Source organism: Bacteroides faecis MAJ27 (genome assembly GCF_900106755.1).
Classification (GTDB): Bacteria; Bacteroidota; Bacteroidia; order Bacteroidales; family Bacteroidaceae; genus Bacteroides; species Bacteroides faecis.
On sequence record NZ_FNNN01000024.1, the window covers coordinates 71,740 to 93,423 of the forward strand.

Genomic DNA, 21,684 nt, shown 5'->3' on the forward strand with positions numbered 1-21,684 from the left:
AAGAATGATGAATGAAGAATTGTCTGTGCCATTATGCTGCATAGTAATTCTTCATTTTTAGTTCTTCATTTAAATTAAACGTTGGCGATACTCATAATGTCAGCGAATACTCCGGCAGCCGTTACTCCGGCACCGGCGCCGTATCCTTGAATCATCATCGGATATTCTTTATAGCGTTCCGTAGTCAGCAAGATGATGTTGTTGCTGCCTTCCAGTCCGTAGAAAGGATGGTTGGCACCCACTTCCTGAAGTCCGACAGAAGCTTTTCCGTCTTCCAGTTTGGCTACAAAACGCCAATGCTTATGTTCTTTCTCCAATACCTGACGACGGGCTTCAAAGTCTGCATCGAGACTCGGCACCCGTTTCCAGAAGTCATCCAACGAACCTTCGAAGAAGTCGTTCGGAACGAAGAGATTCTTTTCCACGTCTTCCTGTTCGATGCGGTATCCGGCTTCACGCGCCAGAATCACCAGTTTACGGATCACGTCTTTTCCACTCAGGTCGATACGCGGGTCCGGTTCGGAATAGCGTTCTTCCTGTGCCATCTTGATGGTGCGGCTGAAAGGAATATCAGCGCTGATCTTATTAAAGATATAGTTCAATGTACCCGAAAGTACCGCTTCAATCTTCAGTATCTTGTCACCACTATGAATCAGGTCATTGATGGTGTTGATAATCGGAAGTCCCGCACCTACGTTTGTCTCAAACAGGTATTTCACACCACGTTGACGGGCAATCGTTTTCAGTTCGCGATAGTTTTCGTAAGCCGAAGATGCCGCGATCTTATTGGCTGCCACTACGGAAACATTGTGTTGCAGAAGGTCTTTGTAAAGCGATGCAATGTCAGGACTTGCCGTACAATCGACGAATACGGAATTGAAGATATTCATTCCGACTATTTCGTCACGGATGGTCTGCAGATTGCTGTCCTTACCTTTCACTTGCAGTTCTTCACGGAAATTAGCCAGGTCAAATCCCTCACGGCTGAACATTGCTTTCGCTGCATCGATGATACCTACGACATGCAATTTCAGTCCGTTCTCCACCATCAGTTTCTGCTGCTGGCAGCGGATCTGCTCTACCAGGCTACCGCCAACCGTACCAATACCACAGATAAAGAGGTTCAATACCTGATATTCGGACAGGAAGAAGGAGTCATGGATAACGTTCAGAGATTTACGCAACGATTTGGAATCGACAACAAAAGAAATGTTGGTTTCCGAAGCTCCCTGCGCACAAGCGATAACATTGATACCATTACGTCCCAGCGTACCGAAAAGCTTACCTGCAATACCCGGTGTATGCTTCATATTCTCGCCAACGATAGCAACCGTAGCCAGATTTCTCTCTGCAAGGATCGGAGAAATCTCTCCCATCTCGATCTCTTTCGCAAATTCCTCGTTCAGCACTTCACAAGCCAGATCGGCATCAGCGTTACGGACACCGATAGAAGTACTGTTTTCGGATGAAGCCTGCGAAACGAGGAACACACTGATTCCATTCTTTGCCAAGGCCTTGAAGATGCGATAGTTTACGCCGATCACACCAACCATACCCAGACCCTGAACCGTGATCAGACTCGTATCGTTGATAGAAGAAATACCTTTAATAGCCTTGCTCTGCGGATTGGAAGTTTCTTGTTTAATAACAGTTCCTACTCCGTCGGGATTGAATGTATTCTTTATAATAATAGGAATATTCTTATGACATACCGGATAGATCGTCGGCGGATAAACCACTTTCGCACCAAAGTTGCAAAGTTCGGTTGCTTCTACATAGCTCAGTTCGGAAATAGTATAAGCAGTTGAAATCACACGCGGATCAGCAGTCATGAAGCCGTCCACATCCGTCCATATCTCCAGACTGTTAGCATCGAGCGCTGCGGCAATAATGGCAGCTGTATAATCCGAACCACCACGACCAAGGTTAGTTACATCTCCCGACACCTTATCCGAAGAAATAAATCCGGGCACCAACGATACTTTCGGAATGGAATGGAAAGTCTCTTTTACTAACTGATTAGTCAGGTCCGCATCGATCGTATGTTTGTTATGTTTCTTTTCAGTCTTGATAAAAGTACGTGAATCAAACCATTTTGCCCCATCAATCAGTTCAGCTACGATGATGGAAGAAAGACGCTCGCCATAGCTGACAATGGTATCCGATGTTTTCGGAGAAAGGTCTCTGATCAGGTAAATACCCTGGAAAATATCCTTCAACTCATTCAGCAATTCGCCAATCTGACGCTGCAATGCCACTTGCCCGGCTCCGGCAGGAATCACTTCCTTAATCATCTCTACATGACGATAGACAATTTCACGGAACTCACCTTCGTAAGCCGAATCTCCGGCTGCCGCCATCTTCGATGTATTAATCAGTTTGTCAGTGATGCCTCCCAATGCGGAAACAACTACAATTACCGGCTCGCCGGCCGACTCTACAATTCTCTTTACACTTAAAATGCTGTTCACGGAACCTACGGATGTTCCGCCGAATTTCATTACTTTCATGAAGATACATATTTAAATACAATCCCCTCGAGTATAGTTATTACAGGGTGATTGGTTGTTTACGAAAAAAATTAAAATTGAGTTTTGCCTACTTACACAGGCGTGAATCACGTAGATACACAAATACTATCCATTAACCCCAAAGGGTCATGGTACACATGGATGTGACTGTATGTGGATAGTACTTCATCATAGTCTCTGTTTCTACCATTGTTTTTGATAAGTGTCGCAAAAGTAATAATAAAAACGTTCAATCTATCACTTTTTTCGGTTTTTTTCTGATAAAAAGAACATCGCGTCTCTTTCCCAGCCGATAAAAGCCCTGCACTTTTATGACATTTTGCTATCTATATATCGTTTATATTATTATATTTGCAAAAACAACAGCATAAAACCAGCATATGACCCCGTTAAATACTTCCGTATTGTTAATATATACCGGTGGAACAATTGGAATGATTGAAAACACCGCAACAGGCGCATTGGAGAGCTTCAACTTCGAGCAACTCCAGAGACATGTCCCCGAATTGCAAAAATTCAACTTCCCGATTGACACTTATCAGTTTGATCCACCAATGGACTCTTCGGACATGGAACCTGATATGTGGAGAAAGCTGGTACGCATCATTCATGAGAACTACGACCGCTATCATGGATTCGTTATCCTGCATGGCACGGATACGATGGCTTATACTGCCTCGGCCCTGAGCTTTATGCTGGAAGGACTGGATAAACCGGTCATCCTCACAGGATCTCAGCTTCCGATAGGGGTACTCCGCACGGATGGAAAGGAAAATCTGATGACAAGTATCGAAATTGCCGCTGCACAAGATAAAGACGGGAAAGCAGTGGTTCCGGAAGTCTGTATCTTCTTCGAGAATCATCTGATGCGGGGGAATCGGACGACGAAAATGAATGCGGAAAACTTCAACGCATTCCGTTCATTCAACTATCCGGTACTGGCAGAAGCGGGTATTCACATTAAATACAATAATGTACATATCCATGTTAATAAGAGCAGGCAGAAATTAATGCCACATTATTTATTGGATACGAATATAGCCGTACTTAAACTATTTCCCGGTATTCAGGAGAACGTGATAGCCACGATTTTAGGAACGAAAGGTTTAAAGGCCGTCGTACTCGAAACATATGGCTCCGGCAATGCACCACGTAAAGAGTGGTTTATCCGCAGGCTCTGCAAAGCCAGCGCACAAGGGATTGTGATTGTAAATGTAACCCAGTGCAACGCCGGAATGGTGGAAATGGAACGTTACGAAACGGGATACCAGCTGTTGCAGGCAGGAGTCGTCTCCGGATATGACAGTACAACAGAATCAGCTGTAACCAAACTGATGTTCTTATTAGGACACGGATATACACCGGATGAAGTCCGCGATCACATGAACCGGTCGATAGCGGGAGAGATCACTCTGTAAGCTTCATCTATTTCTATTAGGCAGGGATAACTTATTTCTAATAAATTATCCCTATTTTTGTACCCTACAAGAAGAAAGGAATCTCAATGGCAAAAGAAAAGACCGTATATGTATGCAGTAACTGTGGGCAGGATTCACCGAAGTGGGTGGGCAAGTGCCCGTCGTGCGGAGAATGGAATACGTATGTAGAAGAGATCGTACGGAAAGAACCGACCAACCGCCGACCGGTATCGGGCATCGAAACGCAGAAAGCAAAACCAATAATCCTTAGTGAGATAGAAGCGGATGATGAACCACGTATCAATATGCATGATGAAGAACTGAATCGTGTATTGGGCGGAGGACTTGTCCCCGGCTCCCTGGTTTTGATCGGTGGCGAACCGGGAATCGGAAAATCGACACTCGTCATGCAGACCGTATTGCGTATGCCGGACAAGAAGATTCTCTATGTATCCGGTGAAGAAAGCGCACGACAGCTGAAACTGCGTGCCGACCGTCTTTCTGATGTTTCCAGCGACTGCTTCATCGTATGCGAAACTTCACTTGAACATATCTATGTTCATATCAAGAACACAAATCCTGATTTAGTTATCATCGACTCCATACAGACTATTTCCACTGAAAACATAGAATCCTCTCCCGGAAGTATTGCCCAGGTAAGAGAATGTTCGGCATCGATTCTCCGTTTCGCAAAGGAAACACATACACCGGTCCTGCTCATCGGGCATATTAACAAGGAAGGCAGCATTGCAGGTCCAAAAGTGTTGGAGCATATTGTAGATACCGTTCTCCAATTTGAAGGAGATCAGCATTATATGTACCGCATTTTGCGAAGCATCAAAAACCGTTTCGGAAGTACCGCCGAACTGGGCATTTACGAAATGCGTCAGGACGGGTTACGCCAAGTCAGCAATCCTTCGGAACTGCTGTTAAGTCAGGATCATGAAGGCATGAGCGGAGTAGCTATTGCTTCGGCTATCGAAGGGGTACGCCCGTTCCTGATCGAGACACAGGCACTGGTAAGTTCCGCCGTTTATGGAAATCCCCAACGGTCGGCAACCGGATTCGATATACGAAGAATGAATATGCTGCTGGCTGTTCTTGAAAAGCGTGTCGGATTCAAGCTCGCACAGAAAGATGTATTTCTGAATATTGCCGGAGGATTGAAAGTGAACGATCCCGCTATCGACCTGGCAGTGATCAGCGCAATCCTATCTTCCAATATGGATGCCGCTATCGAACCGGAAGTTTGTATGGCGGGAGAAATAGGGCTGTCGGGAGAGATACGCCCCGTAAACCGAATAGAGCAACGCATCGGAGAAGCGGAAAAGTTAGGATTCAAACGATTCCTGCTTCCTAAATACAATCTGCAAGGGATTGATACCCAAAAACTAAAAATAGAATTAGTACCTGTCAGAAAGGTAGAAGAAGCATTCAGAGCACTCTTCGGATAAGTCCGGATGGGCAACCAGCTGTTGCCCGTTCACAAACTAACAGGTACACATCAAACAGTAGACTAATGACACAAGAATACCAACTCCGCATCCTCCCTGAAATCGCAGCAAACGAACAGCGACTGAAAGAATACATTTCGAAAGAAAAAGGTATCAATCTGCGCAATATCAACGCTACCCGAATACTGAAACGAAGTATTGATGCACGCCAGCGGACTATCTTCGTCAATTTAAAGGTGCGGGTATATATCAATGAGATGCCCAAAGAAGATGAATACGAACATACTATATATAATAATGTAGAGGGCAAACCTCAGATTATCGTAGTCGGTGCGGGTCCGGGCGGATTATTCGCTGCTTTACGCCTCATCGAACTCGGATTACGTCCGGTCATTGTGGAGCGGGGAAAAGATGTGCGCGAACGAAAGAAAGATCTGGCGCAGATCAGCAGAGAGCATACCGTAGACCCGGAATCGAACTATAGCTTTGGTGAAGGAGGTGCAGGAGCGTATTCGGATGGTAAACTTTATACCCGCAGCAAAAAAAGAGGAAATGTAGACAAGATACTGAATGTATTCTGCCAGCACGGAGCTTCTACTTCAATATTAGCCGACGCTCATCCTCATATCGGCACAGATAAGCTTCCGCGTGTGATTGAAAATATGCGGAATACAATCATCGGGTGTGGAGGAGAAGTACATTTCCAGACCAGAATGGACGCACTGATCATTGAAAACGATGAAATCAAAGGTATTGAAACGAATACAGGAAAAGTCTTTCTCGGTCCTGTAATACTGGCAACCGGACATTCTGCAAGGGATGTATATCGCTGGCTGGCTGCCAATGGCGTTACGATGGAAGCCAAAGGAATCGCTGTCGGTGTCCGGCTGGAACATCCGGCAACGCTGATTGACCAGATACAATACCACAATAAGAATGGACGGGGTAAATACCTTCCTGCTGCCGAATACAGTTTTGTAACACAGGCAGAAGGAAGAGGAGTATATAGTTTCTGCATGTGTCCCGGTGGCTTTATTGTCCCTGCCGCCAGTGGACCGGAACAGGTGGTAGTCAACGGTATGTCTCCCTCCAACCGTGGTTCCCGCTGGAGTAATTCGGGAATGGTAGTAGAGATTCAGCCGGAAGACTTAATGAATGGAGAATGGAAAATGGAAAATGGAGAATTGGCTGCGCAACAGAAAGAGCGGCTATTGGCCGTTAACCCATTGCTGAGCAGTTCCCAACTCTCGGCTCTCCATGCTCAACTTACTCCCCTTCACTTTCAGGAGGAGTTGGAACGTCAATGCTGGTTGCAGGGGGGCAGACGCCAGACGGCGCCGGCACAACGCATGCTGGACTTTACCCGCAAGAAGTTAAGTTACGATTTACCGGAATCTTCATACAGTCCGGGATTGATTTCTTCTCCACTCCATTTCTGGATGCCGGAGTTTATCAGTAAACGGTTAGCTCTCGGTTTTCAGCAGTTCGGGCGTAGCAGTCATGGCTTCCTTACAAATGAAGCGGTCATGATCGGTGTAGAGACTCGCACTTCCTCACCTGTCCGCATCGTACGAGATAAGGAGACGTTACAGCATGTGACTGTCCGCGGGTTATTCCCCTGCGGAGAAGGTGCGGGATATGCAGGTGGAATTGTCTCGGCAGGAGTAGATGGCGAACGATGTGCGGAAGCGGCAGCTAATTATATAAATCAATAATAAAAACTCTGTGATAAGATGAATAATAAACCCGAAATAGCGATTATTGAATCTAACACCCTTACTTGCCTTGGACTAAAAAGTATATTGGAAGAGATTATTCCAATGGCAACGATTCGTACCTTCCATAGTTTCAGTGAGCTGATAGATGATACCCCGGATATGTATGCTCATTATTTCATCTCAGCACAAATCTATGTTGAACACAATGCCTTCTTCCTTCCCCGAAAACGAAAAACAATTGTACTGGCCAGTGACAGTCCGCAATTCCAGTTGTCGGGCGTGCCGGTACTCAATATTTATGAGCCAGAAGAAAAGCTTGTGAAAAGTCTGCTGAAACTTCATCAACATGCACACCACAACGGTTATCCTGTGAAAGACATGCCCCCGATTGCCCTGCCGGAAGCACATCAGGAAATCTTATCTGCCCGCGAAATAGAAGTGCTTGTATTAATTACCAAAGGATTGATCAATAAAGAAATTGCTGACAAGTTGAACATCAGTCTGACTACTGTCATCACCCACAGAAAAAACATCACGGAAAAACTGGGAATCAAGTCGGTATCAGGATTGACTATCTATGCTGTAATGAATGGATACATAGAGGCTGACCGGATCTGATTTCTTAAAAAATCAGGCATAATCCTAATAAATGAGGATTGTCCGTCTTATATATTTGCCGTTACTTTGCACCAGACAAATTAACTGCGAATGAAAACAAAGAATATGATGATTGCCCTCGCACTCCTAACAACAGGGACAGCATGGGCTGAAGATTTACCTAAAGATTCTCTAAAAGTAGTGGACATCGAAGAAGTAGTAGTGATTGCTGCTCCAAAAGAGAATCGTAAACTACGCGAGTTACCAACTGCCACAACACTGTTGTCACAACAAGACATGCAGGCAAATCAGGTACAATCTGTGAAAAACCTAACAGGTATTGTTCCTAACCTCTTCATTCCGGATTATGGTTCGAAGCTGACTACTTCTATTTATATTCGCGGAATCGGTTCACGTATCAATACCCCATCCGTAGGACTTTACGTAGATAACATCCCTTATATCGACAAGTCAGCTTTCGACTTCAATTATGCCGATATTGAACGTATTGACATACTTCGCGGTCCGCAAGGCACCCTCTATGGACGTAACACAATGGGAGGCCTCATCAAAGTACATACAAAATCACCTTTTACTTATCAAGGTACTGATATCCGAATGGGAGCTGCGACCTATAATAATTACAATGTTTCATTGACACATTATCACCGCATATCCGATCGCTTCGCTTTCTCTACCGGAGGATTTTACGAACATGCAGGCGGTTTCTTCGAGAATATGACTCGGAATAATGAAAAAGTAGACAAAAGTAATGCCGGAGGCGGACGCTTCCGTGGTATCTATATGCCAACATCAAACCTAAAAATCGACATGACACTAAACTATGAATACGGTGACCAGGGCGGTTATCCTTATGAATACACAGGTGTCACTCAAGGAGAAGAGACACGTCCGGAATACATTGGTAAAATAGCCAATAACGAGCGCAGCGGTTATCGGCGGGGATTACTTAATTCGGGAATAAATATAGAATACCAAGCCAGAAACTTTATTCTCAGCGCTGTCACTGGTTATCAGAACCTGAATGACCGTATGTTCCTCGATCAGGATTTCACAGAAAAAGACATCTATACATTGGAACAAAAACAAAGAGCAAATACCATTTCAGAAGAAATCACTTTCAAATCAAAGCCGGGAAATAATTGGCAATGGGCCACTGGAGTTTCCGGGTTTTATCAATGGCTGCATACTACAGGACCTGTACAATTCGGACAGGAGGGAGTCAGATCCGTCATAGAAGATAATGCCAATGAGCAATTCGAAAATATCACAGCCGGTAATCCCAGAGCGCCCAAGATGCATATGAACATCAATAACCAAGGATTAGCTGTAGGAGGTAGTTTTGATACACCAATTTTGAATGGAGCCATCTTCCATCAGTCCACATTTAATAATTTATTTATTAAAGGACTATCTGCAACAGTTGGTTTGAGACTGGATTATGAAAAGCTAAAGATGGACTATAACTCAGTTTCCGATCCTCTTAACTTTGATTTCTCTATCACAATGCCCGGTGCCCCTAAACCCTTCCTTACTTGCGAAGGATTGGAAGGAAATGCATCTTTCATAGGGAAAGAATCTACAGATTACCTTCAGCTACTTCCTAAATTTGCCTTACAATATGAATGGACAAAAGGAAATAGTGTTTACACAACCGTATCCAAAGGATATCGTTCAGGAGGTTATAATATACAGATGTTCTCCGATTTGGCAAAGGGAGGCTTAATGAATTCAGCAATTGAGGCATTGGCAGCCGACCCCAAACTAAGTGCGATGGCAGCAACAATAGAGAGCCAAAAGAAAGAACTCCCCCAAGTGAGTAAAGCTACCCAATACAAACCCGAATACTCCTGGAACTACGAGCTAGGCAGTCACCTCACCTCATGGGAAGGAAAACTTTGGGCAGACCTCGCTGTGTTCTACATGGATACACGCGACCAGCAAATCTCTCAATTTGCGGCAAGCGGCCTGGGACGTATCACGATCAATGCCGGTAAAAGCCGTAGCTACGGTGCAGAAGCATCTCTCCGTGCCAGCCTGACAAACGAACTCAGCCTGAACGCAAGCTATGGATATACATATGCCACCTTTACCGATTATATTGTCAATGAAGAAGATAAAGATGGCAACCTGACTGTGAAAGCAGACTATAACGGCAAATACGTCCCCTTCGTCCCCAAGCACACACTAAATATCGGAGGAGAATACGCCATCACCTGCAAGCCCCGTTCTATCTTTGACCGGGTGGTTTTCCAGGCAAACTATAACGCAGCCGGACGTATCTACTGGACCGAACAGAACGATGTCAGCCAAGCCTTCTACGGTACCCTCAACTGGCGTGCAAACCTGGAAATAGGAGACGCAATGATCAGTTTCTGGGCACGTAACTTCCTGGACAAAGACTATGCAGCCTTCTACTTTGAGACGATGAACAAAGGATTCATGCAGAAAGGACGTCCCGCACAATTCGGCATAGATCTCCGTTGCCGGTTCTAAGGTCTGATAACCAAGTCAACTATTGATATACTCCTTTGGAGACATACCAGCACAGCGCTTAAAGAACTTCCCGAAGAAAGATTGATTCGAGAAGTTCAGCTGTTCGCTGATCTGCTGAATAGTCAGTCTGCCTGATTTTAATAACGTCTTGGCTTCCAGTATTACATAAGCATCGATCCATTCTCCTGCCAGTTGCTGACTGATCTTATAAATGACAGTAGAAAGGTACTTGGGAGAAATACACAACAAGTCCGCATAGAACTTCACACTCCGTTCCTTCCGGTAATGTTTTTCCACTTCACCAATAAAACGCTGAAAGATTTCCTCTTGACGTGTATGCGAATACTTTGACCGTGACTCTTCTTCCTTCAGCACTATAGGCAGCATTCTATAATACAATATCTGTACATAAGATTGCAGCATCGGAATCCTGTAAGGATGGTCCAGCTCCTGCAAAGTCGCTTTAATGGAGTGATAGACCCCAACAAACGCCATTACTTCCTTTTCCTCTAAAACAAAGCAATGTCTACTCTGCAAACACTTATAAAAAGACATTACCTGAGTCGTCTTTTCGGTGACAGGCATAAAATTGGTCCGGGTAGCTATCATAAATCCCCGAAAGTCATTACTTATAGAAAGTACCTCAAAAATCATCCCCGTGATTATAACACAAAACATGTCCGGACGCAACGTGTATTCTTTCAAAGAAATCCGTACATGCAGCTCTCCTTGCAAACAAAACAGTACCATAGACATTCCCGCCTGAACAGGAAAATCGTTTTGAGGCAACTGCTCCAAAGGTTCGGAGAAAGGGATTTCCATATTATCCGATAACACTATCTCCCCTTTTATAAAAGAAACCATATCCATTTCTGTCAGATGAGAAATATCAAGCAAAAAGATATTATGACCCATATTTTACTAAATTATTAGAGAATTTGACAGCAAATGTAATCGATCCGAAACATAAAACGAGTATGATTCGACCTATTGACCAAAATGCTAGACCTTTTGACCTTGAGCCGATATTTAATCGGGAGGAAGTACGACCATATAGTACCGGGAAAGACGGAAGTACGACGAAATGAATCAAGACATGTAGTTCCAATCCCAGTTTCAACCGTTGGAACAAAGTGTTTCATGCCTTGAAACAAGATGTTTCATGCCTTGAAACAAAGTGTTTCGTACGGTGAAACAAAGTGTTTCAAGCATTTGAAACTGCTTGAAACAACTTATGTCCTGATTATTCGAAGCAACAAGCCTTGATAAAGGGACGATTCATCCTTTATCAAAGAGCAAGTATCCTTTGATAGGCAATACGCTCTGTTCCGTTTTTTACATAAATAATGCCGCAACGCTGAAAGCCGTGTTTCGTCAGAATGTGCTGCATGACTTTATTATCGCGGTGTGTATCCACCCGGATATTTCCGGAGTGTTCAAAGCACCAGTTCAGACAGGCATCCGATACACCTTTCCTTTTGCCGCCGGTAGCCATCCGGTGAATGACTCCGTAGGGTTCATCATTGAGCCATTCACCTTCGTAGATATGCTGATAAGTAGGATCTTCGCCCAATATAAAGCAGAAAGTCCCAAGTATCTCTCCCTGCTCGTCCGTGCAGACAAAGCTATGACCGTCTTCTATCTCCTGACGGATGAATGATTCGGACGGATAACCGTCAATCCATTGAGTTGCATTCCCATTGGCACGCATAAAAGCACGGGCATTATCATAAATCTCCATCACCAAAGGGAGATCTTTCAGTTCGGTAAGTCTGATTTCCATCATTCAGAAGTATTATTCGAAAATGAAACAAGATATAAAGAAAATTATTCATTAATTGCACCGCAACGGGGGCAAACACCTTTTTCTTTCAGCTTCTCCCCGCAATGTCCGCAACGATATTTATAGCCGATATTTCGGTGTACTTTCTTCACAAACACCCAAATAAAGAGTGCGAGGAACAAATAGCCGATATAAATATGTGTCATCAGAATAAAGAAGAAATAGCAGAAAATACAACTGGACATCAGCCCCAACAAATAAAAGACCGCAGCTGCGGGAGTCAACTGCCGGAACAGATCATCGAGCACAGCCAAAGTGACAACCAGAAACAACCAGATGCTCAGCAAAAAGACTGAAAGAATAAAAGGAACTTTAAAGGGGGATAAAGTGGGATTGAAATAGAAATGTTCCCACGTATCCGGTACAAAAACTTGCATGGATTCGTAAATCGTCGCACTGAAAGCCATCAGCAGACAGAGAAACAACGGATAGACACTGTCAATATCATTAAAGTAGACCAACTGCAACTGCTTCCGGCGGAAAGCACGAAACAGATAGACTCCGACAAACAACGCGAAGATGACCATGAAATAAGAAGCATGCGTATTGCTGAAAAAATGGATTGCCTGCGAAATGCTGTCCGTAGGTACAAACGATTCTTTCAGTTCTGCTTCACGTATCCATCCCTGCTCCTCTTGTGTGTGTGCCAGCTTCACCCAGACACTGTCCACACTGTCGGCAGGATGGATGGCAAACTCGGCAACAACCACCCGGTCTCCTTTATACAATGCAATGTATGTATCCTTTATGGGGAGACATTCCATCGTTACAGAATCGGTGATTACTTCCAGATTGGTATTCCATGTATAATGCCGGTCATAAAGATAGTTCAGAGAGTCTTTCGTCTTCTCCGACAACTCCTCGGAAGTAAGATCGGGGCGCCTATAATGACAGGACGAAAGAAGCAGCAAACTCAACAGCAACCCCATGACAGAACAGCACAAAGCAGTACGGAGCTTTTCTCTGCCGAAAAGAAACTCCGTAAAATTCCGTATATCTCTGTCGGGGAATCGTTTCATTGTGCCGCTTTTACTTTCATTTGACAGTTCTTGCAATCGAATTCAAGACGGAAACGCTTTCCGTCATTCGACACCAGATAGTAAGGCTCCTTATAGGGCGAGCGTACTCGCTGATGGATAGGACACCAGCCCATGCTATAACGCAAACAATGTTTGCAGAACATCAGCACGGCATCTTCCACCCGTTCCTTTTCATAAGCCTCGGCTACTTGCTGCACTCCATGTTCCCGATAAAAAGAAGCGGCACGGGTATTCATCACGTTTCCTAAATAAGTGAGGGTAGTCTGCGGGAAGGCATGGGCAGTCGGCTTCCAGACAGCCAGTTCCTGACGGTAATTGATTCGCCGGGCAGCAATCAGTTTTTCTATCGCCTGACGGCGGAAGTCCGCCAATACGGAAGCAGGCAGAAACCAGTTCTCCGAAAAAGAAACTTCGATCTTTCTCGCTTCGAAGGGCGTGTTTCCTAATTTAGAAAGTTGTGTCTTCAGGTTATCTGTCTGCGGAGTACGAGCCAGTTCTTTCTCACGGGGCAGAGCAAGCGTAACGCTGTTGTCATCTTCATCCGTCAGCGTCAGAGAGAAACCGAAGTTGTTGTCTGTCAGCAGTATGCTCACAGCCATCTTCCGCTCGGCTGATTTACGGGAAAGGATACGTTCAAACTCCTGGTCGAAGTTGCGGTAGAGCTTGGTACGGGGTTTGATGCGAGGCATTTCCTGGGGATAGAGCTTGTTTCCGTCCACCCGGTTGACCCGGAATCCCTGCAAGCGTCCTTGCTCGTCAATATAGCAGACACCGTCTCCGTTATTAAATGATTTCAGTCCGGCAACAGTCAGAAAGTTGCCACGTGCTTCTTTCATTGTACCCATTTCCTCTCCCAACGATTTCGGAGTATCGAACGAAAAGATATCCTCACTACGTCCATGCAGGAAGTAATGAGTAAATCCACGGCTGAAACTCTTGTCCAACTGTGGTTTGAACTCGAAACTGCAAGTACCGGAAGAGGCACGCACATATTCCGGTCGGCGGGCAATGATGGCATCCAGCTTCTGACGATAAGCAGCTGTGACATTCTTCACATAAGACACATCTTTCAGACGGCCCTCTATCTTGAATGATGATGCGCCGGCATCCAGCAGTTGTTCCAGTTTGTCACTCTGGTTCATATCTTTCAGAGAGAGCAAGTGCTTGTCTTTCACCATCACTTTCCCGTCCGAATCGACAAGACTGAAAGGCAGCCGACAGAACTGAGCACATTCTCCCCGGTTCGCACTGCGTCCGAAACAAGCCTGACTAACGTAACACTGACCGCTATAGCTTACACAAAGCGCACCATGTACAAATACTTCCAACGGAACTTCGGGACAGGTCTCATGTATCTTCTTTATTTCACGAATCGACAGTTCCCGCGCCAGAACCACCTGACGGAAACCTGCTTCCCAAAGGAATTTCACCTTCTCCGGTGTGCGATTGTCCATCTGTGTACTGGCATGGAGAGGAATCGGAGGAAGATTCAGTTTCGTAATTCCCATATCCTGCACAATCAGAGCATCCACACCTATCCCATACAGGGCATGAATCATCTCTTCCGTCTCTTCCAGTTCCTCTTCTTTCAGAATCGTATTGACGGTGACATAGATACGGGCATTATACAAATGAGCATGTTTCACCAATGCTTCAATATCTTCCAGAGAATTCACAGCTGCTGCACGGGCACCAAACTTAGGTGCACCGATATACACGGCATCTGCTCCATGATTGATAGCCTCGATACCACATTCCAGATTCTTCGCCGGAGCGAGAAGTTCTATTTTACGCTGCCTGATCATTCAATATCATTAATGTTGTAAGGTGTTTCCTGATAAACAAAGTAGTTCAGCCAGTTGGAGAACAAGAGGTTAGCGTGAGCACGCCAACGTACCAGCGGACCTTTCTCAGGATCATCATCTACGTAATAGTTACGAGGAATTTCTATCGGCAAGCCTTTACCCAGATCCCGACGATATTCCGTATCCAAGGTATAAGGAGAATATTCAGAATGTCCGGTCACGAAGAACTCACGTCCGCCACGTGCCATAGCCATATAAACGCCCGCATCTTTCGATTCGGAAAGTAATGTCAGTTCGGGAACTTTCAGGATATCCTCCCTGCGTACTTCCGTATGACGGCTATGCGGCACATAAAAGCAATCATCGAACCCACGGAAGATAGAATGGAAAGGCTGCAGCACCCGATGTTCAAAGATGCCGAACATTTTCTGATTTAACGGATACTTGGGCACACCATAATGATGATACAGCCCGGCCTGTGCAGCCCAGCATATATATAAAGTAGATGTCACGTGCGTACGTGCCCAATCAAATATCTCGGTAATCTCATCCCAATAAGTCACCTCCTCGAAGTCCATCTGTTCCACAGGAGCACCGGTGATGATCATGCCGTCGTATTTCTCGTTACGCATTTGCTCAAAGTCTGTGTAGAACGTCTGCATATGTTCTATCGGCGTGTTCTTGGAAGTATGACTCTTGATCTTCATAAACGAGATTTCTACCTGAAGAGGCGTATTGGAGAGCAACCGCACCAAATCCGTTTCCGTTGTTATTTTCAACGGCATCAGGTTCAGAATCACAATCCGCAACGGACGAATATCCTGCTGCGTAGCACGCGAAGTATCAATTACGAAAATATTCTCTTCCTTCAATAATTCTATTGCAGGGAGCTTATCGGGTAAATTTAAAGGCATAATCGCTATATATTAGTAATTTGGCTGCAAAAATACGAAAAATATAGCATATATCAGGGAGGTTGCTTATTTAGAAGACGTACAAATTAAGTCAATTTAATCAAAGAAGCATACCAAGTAATGAATAAAAGCTTTATTTTTGCCGAACGAATTAGTACTAATAATTTAAATCTTAAAAAAATGGCTTACGTAATTAGTGACGATTGTATTGCTTGCGGAACTTGTATTGACGAGTGTCCTGTAGAAGCTATCTCTGAAGGTGATATCTATTCTATCAACCCGGATGTATGTACTGACTGTGGAACTTGCGCAGACGTTTGCCCGTCTGAAGCTATTCACCCGGCTGAATAATACAATCTACAAAAGAGTATAGGCTGCTTTCTATGGAAGCAGCCTTTTTTATTTTATTCCTTCTTCGGACAAAAGGAAAAACACATAAAAAAACGGCAGACTATTTCCTGAAAAGAAAAAAGTCTACCGTTCTTATTATATAAGATTGCTTACTTCAATTTAGCCAATGCTTCTTTGATTCGGCGAATAGCTTCTGCAATATTTTCATCGCTTGTAGCATAGCTCATACGAATGCATTCGGGAGCACCAAAAGAAGCGCCGCCTACACAAGCTACATGAGCTTCTTCGAGCAGATACATCGCCAGGTCATCCGAATCTTCAATCTTACGTTCACCATTACTCTTTCCGAAGAAGTAGCTACATTTCGGGAACAGATAGAAAGCACCCTGCGGTACGTTCACCTCGAATCCCGGAACCTCTTTCGCCAACTTCACAATCAGGTCGCGACGACGTTCAAATGCTTTCTGCATTTCTTTCACCGGTTCCTGTGTACCTGTATATGCAGCTTCAGCAGCTTTCTGAGATACAGAACAAGGACCCGAAGTGTACTGACCCTGCAACTTATTGCAAGCTTTCACAATCCATTCCGGACCGGCGATAAAACCAATTCTCCATCCAGTCATGGCATACGCCTTAGATACACCGTTCACAATCACTGTACGTTCCTTCATTTCCGGGAACTGAGCGATACTTTGATGTGCACCGATATAATTAATATGTTCGTAAATTTCGTCGGCAATAACCACTACTTGCGGATACTTGGCCAATACGGCTGCCAATCCTGCCAGTTCTTCTTTACTATACACCGAACCTGTCGGGTTAGACGGAGAACAAAGAATCAAAGCTTTGGTTTTCGGAGTAATAGCAGCTTCCAGTTGTTCCGGAGTAATCTTGAAATCTTGTTCAATGCCGGCAGAAACGATAACAGGAGTACCTTCTGCCATCTTCACCATTTCCGGATAGCTTACCCAGTAAGGGGCCGGTACAATCACTTCATCACCCGGATTTACCAAAACCAGGATAGTATTGCAAACAGATTGTTTGGCACCATTCGCACAAGAAATCTGAGCGGCAGTATATTCAAGACCGTTCTCTTTTTTCAGCTTCTCAACAATCGCATTGCGTAAAGCCGGATAACCCGGTACCGGAGAGTAGCGAGAAAAGTTATCATCAATGGCTTTCTTCGCAGCTTCTTTGATGTGGTCAGGAGTATTGAAATCCGGTTCTCCTACACTTAGGTTAATAACATCAACACCCTGCGCTTTGAGTTCATTGCTCTTTTGCGACATGGCAAGTGTCGCCGATGGCGACAAGCTGTTCAAACGGTCTGATAATTGATTCATTTTGTATCTATTTTATTGTTGTTGAGTGAAAATCGTTGCAAAATAAGCGATAATATTCGATATATAAAAACAAAATGGCATTTTACTTATTAAAATGTAAAGTATGTCCCATTCTTTCCTTCTTTGTTCTCAAGTATCGCTCATTGTAGGGGTTAGGAACTGTTTCAACAGGTACATTTTCCACAATCTCCAATCCATAGGCTTCGAGTCCTACACGTTTCACCGGATTATTTGTCAAAAGTTTCATTTTATGCACTCCCAGTTCACGAAGAATCTGAGCTCCTACTCCATAGTCACGCTCATCCGCCAGATGTCCCAGGCAAACATTGGCATCCACAGTATCCATTCCGTCTTCCTGAAGTTTATATGCTTTCATTTTCTCCATCAAGCCGATACCACGACCTTCCTGATTCAGATAAACAACCACACCTTTTCCCGCTGCATCTATCATTTCCATCGCTTTATGCAACTGTTCGCCACAGTCACAGCGTCTGGAACCAAAGATATCACCGGTAGCACAAGAAGAATGCACACGCACCAAGATCGGTTCGTCCTCATTCCAAGTTCCCTTGAATAAAGCAACATGTTCCAAACCATTTGATTTCTGACGGAAAGGAATCAGACGGAACATACCATGTTCGGTCGGCATATTTACCTCAACACCTTTTTCTACAATCGATTCCTGTTTCAAACGATAAGCAATCAAATCATGAATGGAAATCAGTTTCAATCCATGTTCATCAGCCATTGCACGAAGTTCCGGCAGACGTGCCATTGTACCGTCATCGCTCATTATTTCCATCAAAGCACCTGCGGGGTAAAGTCCGGCAAGACGTGCCATGTCAATGGTAGCTTCCGTATGTCCGGCACGACGAAGCACTCCTTTTTCCTGTGCATACAACGGATTGATATGTCCGGGACGTCCAAAAGTGGCCGGTGTAGAAGCCGGGTCAGCCAATGCCAGGATAGTGGCAGCACGATCGGAAGCAGAAACTCCGGTACTGCAACCTTCCAGCTTATCGATTGTCACCGTAAAAGGAGTACCCAATACAGAAGTATTATCACTGACCTGATGCGGCAAATCCAGTTCTTTACAACGAGACACAGTGACAGGAGCACAAAGTACACCACGTGCATGTTTCAACATGAAATTAACTTTCTCAGGAGTTATCTTTTCGGCAGCTATGATTAAATCACCCTCATTCTCACGATCTTCATCATCCACTACAATGACAAACTTGCCTTCTTTGAAATCAGCAATCGCATCTTCTATTCTATCCATTTTAATCTCTTCCATAACACTTATTTATTAATATTCTGTATGATGAATTGAACTTGTTCATTGTTTTTTATGATCCGCTCCATATCCTTAGCCAGACGAACACGGAATGCCCAGATACGGAAATAGAAAAATAGTCCGACAGGGAAAATAACCCCGGCAGCCAGATTCAGCCAATATATATGAAACGGGCGTATATGAGCAGAAACGGAAATAACCGGATAATTGTTTAATGTATTCAACAAAGTCACAGACTTCGTATTGGACATCTCTTCTATCAGTGTTTCCAACTTTTCATTGATATACATCACCTCATCGTCCTTCTCACCCGACATCCACAATTTAAAATAATTCGGAGCTTTCATCAAGCGGTTTTTAGCCACATACTCTTTACATTTATCAGTAAGCACCTGCAAGTCAACCGGTATACGATTATAATCCGGATCATGAATCACAACTTCTTTCTTAAATAGATGGCGTACGTTACGAATACCGACAATCTTCTTAAACCAGTTGATATATGCATCGGCGTTGAGCACTACAGAGTCTTTATTTGATTTATAAGTCAGGAAAGCACCCAACGGGGCAAGCACAGCGCTACTGGTCCACACTCCCATCCATACTACCCATCTGCCGTCACGCGCCATTTTATAGCCCGTATTATCTATAATATAATAAATGATGAAAACCATTACCGAAACGATAACCGGCATCCCCAGTCCACCTTTACGGATAATCCCGCCTAATGGAGCACCAATGAAGAAGAACAACAGACAAGAAAGCGAAATAGTGATCTTTTTATGCCATTCTATCTCATGCTTCCTCATACTATAATCATGGCTACCCATTGTGTAGCTTTTAAAGTTTATATCGCTGCTCAGATTTTCCGCACGACTTGTAGCAGCTGAAATGATCTTCTGCTTTTGCATCAAAGGAGCTACCTCATAAAGACTATCGATATTATATTCAGTAATATTCGCCTCCATGATCTTAACCGTGTCCTCTTTTGTCAGCCCATAAGTTGTACGGAAATTCCCCTCCGAAACCTCCCGGTAATATTGTCTTCCGATACTATCTCCCACCATTTTCATAGAGTCGATAGAAGCTTGCAGCATTGACATATCCTTGGCAGCGGATGTATTACTCATAATACTGGCATCTGCCATATTGAAGTCTGAGTCAAACTCAATAATCGTATGTTTTTCCCTGAATTCTTCACGACGATACGGCACATTCTGAGATTTCATATTCTGTGCTCTCAGGTTTTCAAACAAATCTCCACTATATAAATGCAGCCAGAGATGCTGTTTATCAGCAGTCATCTCCATTCGTCCGGAATCGGCATAAATAATATGTGCGTTCTCAAATCCGTCTTTCAGATTATAAATCATCACATCATACATCATACCTGTTTTTCGGTTTTTCTTAGCTATTTTCAGATTATAATCCGGTATTTCCGAATAAAACACTCCCTCCGGGATATCCAATTCCGGAGACTTTTGTTTCATCGAAATAATCAGTGTGTATAGCTTAGTCTGGGCGATAGGTCCCACGACGTTCTGGAAATAAAAAGAGACAGCAACCAAACCACAGACAAAGAAAGCCAGCGGGCGCATAATTTTAAGCAAAGAAATACCCGCAGCTTTCATTGCAAGTAACTCATAACGTTCGCCAAAGTTGCCGAAAGTTATTAAGGAAGCCAGCAATATTGCCAACGGCAACGATATCGGCACCAATGTCAATGCGGAATAAAAGAAGAATTGAGCTATCACACTCATATCCAGCCCCTTTCCGACTAATTCGTCTACATATCTCCACAAAAACTGCATCATGAAGATGAAGAGACAGATGAAGAATGTACCTACAAAGAGCATCAGGAAGCTCTTTACGATAAATATATCTAATTTCTTTATGCGTAGCATCTTAATAGGTTCGTGCAATTAAGACGCAAAATTAGCACAAAAAAAGTAGCATAGAAAATTTTTAGTTGAAAGTTAACTAAAAACCACACGTTCTTCTCAATTTCGCCACTTGTGACTCCCACAATTCTTCCATATCATCTACTTCGTCCGCCTCTGCGAAATCTGTAATTTCTAATACATAATCACTTGTCAGCTCATTATAAGTCATTTTGATCTCAAAATAATCGCGCTCGTTTTCATCATCCTGCCAACGGAACCGGATAAATGAGAAAGAACGGATTGCAATAATTTCGGCACTTCTCTGTTCCGTCTTCCCCCAATGGAATTCTACGACTTTATCATCAGATATTACTTTATCAGCAAACCAGTCCTCCAACCCGGTCGGTGTGCTAATAGCTGCCCAAAGAATATTTTTAGATGTTGCATTCAACAAATACTCCAAATGAATCTTTTCTTTTTTCATAGCAATTTCGAATTGTTTTTACGTGTGCCAAGATAGATACTTTTTTCTAATTATGTGGCATAAATCAGACACTTTATTTAAAACTTATTTCTTTTCAAGGCCTCAAACTCCCTATTTATAGGAAAAAGAGAACCTCGTTCTAAAGAAAAAACACAAAAAAGTTATGAATTGTTTTGGAGATTACAGAAAAACATCTATCTTTGCACCCGCAATCGAGAAACGATGGCGGGATAGCTCAGCTGGTTAGAGCGCATGATTCATAATCATGAGGTCCCCGGTTCAATCCCGGGTCCCGCTACTTGATAAGAATAAGGCATTTGGGAGGCTTCCACTTCTGGGTGCCTTTTTCTTTTTATCTCCGGTTTGCGCTATGGTTTGCGCTAGCGTCAAATACGGATCAATGTAAAAACCTGAGGGATTTTCATTTTATGCATATAACTTAGTAAGTCTGTATAAAAAAAATGCCTTATCTCTGACTCCTCTAAACTG

16 protein-coding genes and 1 tRNA gene are annotated in these 21,684 nt (G+C 43.8%); 7 read left to right on the top strand and 10 right to left on the bottom strand.

Going from position 1 to position 21,684, the window contains the following annotated elements:
- Window positions 1–74: 74 nt before the first annotated feature.
- The gene (gene thrA / locus BLW31_RS18425; protein ID WP_010535416.1) at window positions 75–2,510 is read right to left on the bottom strand and encodes a bifunctional aspartate kinase/homoserine dehydrogenase I; all 2,436 of its coding nucleotides are present in this window, start codon (window positions 2,508–2,510) and stop codon (window positions 75–77) included.
- Window positions 2,511–2,911: 401 nt separating this feature from the next.
- Here thrA and BLW31_RS18435 point away from each other — a divergent pair, with 401 nt between their 5' ends.
- The 5 genes from BLW31_RS18435 to BLW31_RS18455 all read left to right on the top strand — a co-directional run bounded on the left by BLW31_RS18435 (window position 2,912) and on the right by BLW31_RS18455 (window position 10,235).
- Window positions 2,912–3,949: an asparaginase gene (locus tag BLW31_RS18435; protein WP_010535417.1), complete on the top strand. Its 1,038-nt coding sequence runs from the start codon at window positions 2,912–2,914 to the stop codon at window positions 3,947–3,949.
- An 86-nt stretch (window positions 3,950–4,035) separates the two neighbouring features.
- Window positions 4,036–5,403, top strand: coding sequence for a DNA repair protein RadA (radA, locus tag BLW31_RS18440; protein ID WP_010535418.1), 1,368 nt, complete (start codon window positions 4,036–4,038; stop codon window positions 5,401–5,403).
- Between the two features lie 65 nt (window positions 5,404–5,468).
- Window positions 5,469–7,118 carry an NAD(P)/FAD-dependent oxidoreductase gene (locus BLW31_RS18445; RefSeq protein ID WP_010535419.1) on the top strand — a complete coding sequence of 550 codons (1,650 nt, stop codon included), beginning with the start codon at window positions 5,469–5,471 and terminating at the stop codon, window positions 7,116–7,118.
- An 18-nt stretch (window positions 7,119–7,136) separates the two neighbouring features.
- Window positions 7,137–7,739: a response regulator transcription factor gene (locus tag BLW31_RS18450; RefSeq protein WP_010535420.1), complete on the top strand. Its 603-nt coding sequence runs from the start codon at window positions 7,137–7,139 to the stop codon at window positions 7,737–7,739.
- Window positions 7,740–7,829: 90 nt separating this feature from the next.
- A complete protein-coding gene (locus tag BLW31_RS18455) occupies window positions 7,830–10,235 on the top strand; it encodes a TonB-dependent receptor (protein WP_029425010.1) in 2,406 nt (801 codons plus the stop codon).
- Between the two features lie 15 nt (window positions 10,236–10,250).
- Here BLW31_RS18455 and BLW31_RS18460 read toward each other — a convergent pair whose 3' ends face one another.
- The 5 genes from BLW31_RS18460 to metA all read right to left on the bottom strand — a co-directional run bounded on the left by BLW31_RS18460 (window position 10,251) and on the right by metA (window position 15,837).
- Complete coding sequence (locus BLW31_RS18460) at window positions 10,251–11,150, bottom strand: helix-turn-helix domain-containing protein (RefSeq protein ID WP_010535422.1); 900 nt, start codon at window positions 11,148–11,150, stop codon at window positions 10,251–10,253.
- A 373-nt stretch (window positions 11,151–11,523) separates the two neighbouring features.
- The gene (locus BLW31_RS18465) at window positions 11,524–12,018 is read right to left on the bottom strand and encodes a GNAT family N-acetyltransferase (RefSeq protein ID WP_029425011.1); all 495 of its coding nucleotides are present in this window, start codon (window positions 12,016–12,018) and stop codon (window positions 11,524–11,526) included.
- A gap of 44 nt (window positions 12,019–12,062) precedes the next feature.
- Entirely contained in the window at window positions 12,063–13,097 is a 1,035-nt protein-coding gene (locus BLW31_RS18470; RefSeq protein ID WP_010535424.1) for a zinc ribbon domain-containing protein, read from the bottom strand.
- Window positions 13,094–14,923: a peptidase U32 family protein gene (locus BLW31_RS18475; RefSeq protein WP_010535425.1), complete on the bottom strand. Its 1,830-nt coding sequence runs from the start codon at window positions 14,921–14,923 to the stop codon at window positions 13,094–13,096. The genes BLW31_RS18470 and BLW31_RS18475 overlap by 4 nt, the downstream gene beginning before the upstream one ends.
- On the bottom strand, window positions 14,920–15,837 hold the full coding sequence (gene metA / locus BLW31_RS18480; RefSeq protein WP_010535426.1) for a homoserine O-acetyltransferase MetA: 918 nt from the start codon (window positions 15,835–15,837) through the stop codon (window positions 14,920–14,922). The genes BLW31_RS18475 and metA overlap by 4 nt, the downstream gene beginning before the upstream one ends.
- Before the next feature lie 180 nt (window positions 15,838–16,017).
- On the opposite strand from metA, the gene fdxA reads away from it, so the two are divergent.
- The gene (fdxA, locus tag BLW31_RS18485) at window positions 16,018–16,188 is read left to right on the top strand and encodes a 4Fe-4S ferredoxin (RefSeq protein WP_002559159.1); all 171 of its coding nucleotides are present in this window, start codon (window positions 16,018–16,020) and stop codon (window positions 16,186–16,188) included.
- 149 nt (window positions 16,189–16,337) lie between these two features.
- Here the strand turns inward: fdxA and BLW31_RS18490 are convergent, their stop codons facing one another.
- The 4 genes from BLW31_RS18490 to BLW31_RS18505 all read right to left on the bottom strand — a co-directional run bounded on the left by BLW31_RS18490 (window position 16,338) and on the right by BLW31_RS18505 (window position 21,195).
- Entirely contained in the window at window positions 16,338–17,531 is a 1,194-nt protein-coding gene (locus tag BLW31_RS18490) for a pyridoxal phosphate-dependent aminotransferase (protein WP_010535427.1), read from the bottom strand.
- A gap of 82 nt (window positions 17,532–17,613) precedes the next feature.
- The gene (locus tag BLW31_RS18495) at window positions 17,614–18,828 is read right to left on the bottom strand and encodes a bifunctional 3,4-dihydroxy-2-butanone-4-phosphate synthase/GTP cyclohydrolase II (protein ID WP_010535428.1); all 1,215 of its coding nucleotides are present in this window, start codon (window positions 18,826–18,828) and stop codon (window positions 17,614–17,616) included.
- Between the two features lie 5 nt (window positions 18,829–18,833).
- Complete coding sequence (locus BLW31_RS18500) at window positions 18,834–20,732, bottom strand: LptF/LptG family permease (protein ID WP_029425015.1); 1,899 nt, start codon at window positions 20,730–20,732, stop codon at window positions 18,834–18,836.
- 76 nt (window positions 20,733–20,808) lie between these two features.
- Entirely contained in the window at window positions 20,809–21,195 is a 387-nt protein-coding gene (locus BLW31_RS18505) for an START-like domain-containing protein (RefSeq protein WP_010535430.1), read from the bottom strand.
- A gap of 224 nt (window positions 21,196–21,419) precedes the next feature.
- On the opposite strand from BLW31_RS18505, the gene BLW31_RS18510 reads away from it, so the two are divergent.
- Window positions 21,420–21,493, top strand: a tRNA-Met gene (locus BLW31_RS18510).
- Window positions 21,494–21,684 lie beyond the last annotated feature (191 nt).